The organism is Bacillus sp. JJ664 (assembly GCF_036962205.1).
In the GTDB taxonomy this organism is placed as follows: domain Bacteria; phylum Bacillota; class Bacilli; order Bacillales; family Bacillaceae_G; genus Gottfriedia.
Genome location: NZ_JBALMS010000069.1, coordinates 1 through 3,284 on the forward strand (window position 1 = coordinate 1; position 3,284 = coordinate 3,284).

Consider the following 3,284-nt stretch of genomic DNA (forward strand, 5'->3'; position numbering starts at 1 on the left):
TTAATAAAGTTATCCCATTCTAAATGATTTAACGAACCTTGTTTATGATTTCGTTTAACAAATGCACTTAAACTTGAGGTAGTGATTGAAATGATCACCATAAATATTATTAACGATAATAAAGATTCGATTAGAGTATAACCTTTTTCATTCTGTAATGTCCTCACAGATTTCACTTTCCTTAGACCGTTCATACCACGCAACACAAAGTTCCCTTTTTGCATGTATTGTTTGATTTACATAAATTGCAAAGGAAACATCCTTTCTTACGATCGTATTTGTATTAAATTCTTCTCTATTTACATAAAAAGAATGTACTGCATCAGTTAGTATGTCTTCTGCATTTTTCATCATGATCGCTTGTTCCTTTTTTTGTAATAATAGTGTGATTGAAGGTACGATGATCACACAAAAAATGACTAATATATTTAATGATATGATTGCCTCATAAAATGAAAATCCTCTTTCATTTTTTAACATAAGTAAATCGACCACTTCCTAAATAAAACGTTAAGATATATTTACTATTTTTATACGTGATAGAAATTGTTCCTGAAGTCGATATATTTCCATCTAGGTTAAATCTTAATGGGGCTTTAAGTGATAAATACGAAATGATAATCTCTGAATCGAAAGTTCGCTTCAAAATAGGAGGATTTAATATGTTATCTTCGATTATATAACATCCATTTGAAAAGATAATTCTTGTAGGAAACTGATGTACTGCAGCATTTCTTTGCGCGAGGAATAAATCATTTTGTAGCATTTGCAAAAATAAGATGAGCTTTTGTTCCTCTTCTATTTTTTTAACTTGAATGATTGGAAATATCATTAATAACATAATAATTGAAAGGACTACTAACAACTCTACAAGGGTAAAACCATCTGCATTTTTTTGAAAGTTTTTAAGGTATAGATACGATGCCTGTATTTTTTTCATACGTTAAGTCTCTATTATTTTTACATTTATAAGTTGTTATATAACCCTCGTCCTTTAATACTTGCAAGCTTCCTGGTAATCCTTCGTGATCTAATCGATATGCTTCTACGCTTGATTGCACCATTTTTTGTAAAGCAGAACAACCTTTCGTCTGAATCGAGGCTTGTTGTAAACCGATATTTGGTATGACTAGTAATAACAAGATAGAAATGATTAATAAAACAACAAGCATTTCTATTAGAGTAAATCCCTTTTCATCCATATATTCCCTCCTAGAAACTATTCATTAATTGAAACATCGGAAATAAAATTGCCACATAAATTGATAAAATGCTCGAGGCTATAATCACAAAAATAATAGGTTGTATAAATCGAAGTGAGCGATGGAAATATTCTTCTAATGACGTTTTTAAAAACTCCGCATAGTCTCCAAGCTCTATAGCGAGCGTACTGTTATTCATTCCATGATCAATTACAAAAACTAAATCCTGATGGAATGTTTGATCATTCATTAGAATTCTTTGTAATACTTCACCATTTCGAATTTGATTATATAAAAATTTCGATTTTGCTTTGATGAAAGTTCTACTATCATTGTTTTGCATAATCTTTAATGCTTCTGCAATTGAAAAGCCAGCATGTAATAAAACACTTAATTGCATCGAAAATTCATAGGTGTTGATTGCGAGTAGAAATTGTTTAAATAAGGGAACTCTAATTAACTTCTCCATTTGACGTATTGGATTTAATTTTTTTAACGACAGAAAATATGTAATGAAAAGAATCAAACCGATTACAAAAATCAGACAAAAAATGATCGGTAAACGTTTAATGATTTGAAGGTATATATAGGAGAATGAATGATGATCAGTTTGAAATGTTGAAAATAGCATTTCATATTGAGGGATAATAAATATTTGAAAAATGATGAGTATGAAAAGTAAAAAAAGTAAAAGACAGATCGGATACCCCATTACTTTTCGTAAGTATGCTCTATGTTGAATTTTCTTCAATAACATAAAACTGCCTTCTCTAAGAGCAAAAGATAAATCTCCATGTTTTTCAGCAAAGTACAAATATACAATTACATCTGGATGCAGCCTCAAAGATTTTGCATATTCAATAAACGAATGACCATTTATCAATAATTGCTTAGCGTTATGAATTGTATTTCTATATGCAGTTGGAAATTGTATAGATAAAAATTCAATAGCCTGGATCAATGGATAGCCTTTTTGTATTAATTCACCTAATATTTTTAGGAGCCGAGCCTGTTCTACCAATGAGAGCTTCTTTTTTGAAATTCGGTTAACCATAAAGTAAACTTCTATCTAATGATTTATAGTCTATATAACCAAGTGCATAACCTTTAATTAATTCATCGTTAATTGTTGAAATTTTATAATCCTCAGAGTGACCCTTAATTTCATTCGTTACAGCATTTAAAGCTTGCCCGTACAATAGTTCATAAACTCCTAATCTCCTATTTTTGCGATTCGCCAAGCAATTTGGTTGGCATTCATTCTCACAGAAACGACACTTTATTTGGACTAACCGTTGAGAAACAATTGCCACTATTGACTGAAACAATTCTTCTTTTGGAATACCAAGTTCAATCATCCGATATAAAGCGCCTTTTGTATTTTTGGAATGAATCGTTGTTAAAACTAGATGACCAGTTAAAGCAGCCCTAACTGCAATTTTAGCTGTCTCTTCATCTCTAATTTCTCCGACCATCACAATATCAGGATCAGATCGTAAAATCGCTTTTAAACCCGATGAGTATGTTAGTCCGGCTTTTTCATTGATCTGCACTTGAAAGTATTCCTCAGATTTACGTTCAACTGGGTCTTCAATTGTAATAATATTTCTAGTAAAATCCTTTCTTGCTGCATGTAATAGAGAATAAAGTGTCGTCGTTTTTCCACAACCTGTTGGTCCAGTAAAGAGCATGAGTCCATGAGAGTGATGAAGAAGTGATAGGAGTTTTCTAGTAGTTGAAGGAAATAATGAGAGTTTTTCTAATGGTGTAATTTTTTGTTGGGGATGTATTCTAATAACCATAGATTCATCAGAAATAGAAGGTAAGGTTGCTAACCGAAGAGATAAGATGATGTTATTAATATTCACAACAAGGATGCCGGTTTGAGGTATTCTTTTTTCGCCAATATCCATACTACCAAGGAATTTTAAATGCATAATAATTCTTTTAGCTTCTTCGCGATCAATTCGTTGAATTAATTTGATATCCCCATCTATACGAAATAACACTTCGACATTTGAATACTTAGGCAACAAATGGATATCGGATGCTCCAAAGTGACATGCTTTTTTTAAAAGTTCT

5 protein-coding genes and 1 pseudogene (1 of these 6 running past the window's edge) are annotated in these 3,284 nt (G+C 31.2%); all 6 read right to left on the bottom strand.

Going from position 1 to position 3,284, the window contains the following annotated elements; genetic code table 11:
- Nucleotides 1–224, bottom strand: a 224-nt coding sequence (locus tag V7056_RS12305; protein ID WP_499702326.1) for a prepilin-type N-terminal cleavage/methylation domain-containing protein, incomplete at its 3' end; no start/stop codon positions are given.
- Nucleotides 148–480, bottom strand: coding sequence for a hypothetical protein (locus V7056_RS12310; RefSeq protein WP_499702328.1), 333 nt, complete (start codon nt 478–480; stop codon nt 148–150). The genes V7056_RS12305 and V7056_RS12310, both read right to left, overlap by 77 nt.
- Nucleotides 467–940: a competence type IV pilus minor pilin ComGD gene (gene comGD, locus V7056_RS12315; RefSeq protein ID WP_499702330.1), complete on the bottom strand. Its 474-nt coding sequence runs from the start codon at nt 938–940 to the stop codon at nt 467–469. The genes V7056_RS12310 and comGD overlap by 14 nt, the downstream gene beginning before the upstream one ends.
- Complete coding sequence (gene comGC / locus V7056_RS12320; RefSeq protein WP_499702332.1) at nt 906–1,202, bottom strand: competence type IV pilus major pilin ComGC; 297 nt, start codon at nt 1,200–1,202, stop codon at nt 906–908. The genes comGD and comGC overlap by 35 nt, the downstream gene beginning before the upstream one ends.
- A 10-nt stretch (nt 1,203–1,212) precedes the next feature.
- Entirely contained in the window at nt 1,213–2,256 is a 1,044-nt protein-coding gene (gene comGB, locus V7056_RS12325) for a competence type IV pilus assembly protein ComGB (protein WP_499702334.1), read from the bottom strand.
- Nucleotides 2,249–3,284, bottom strand: a pseudogene (gene comGA / locus V7056_RS12330) (competence type IV pilus ATPase ComGA) (it continues 29 nt past the right edge of the window). The gene comGB and the pseudogene comGA overlap by 8 nt, the downstream one beginning before the upstream one ends.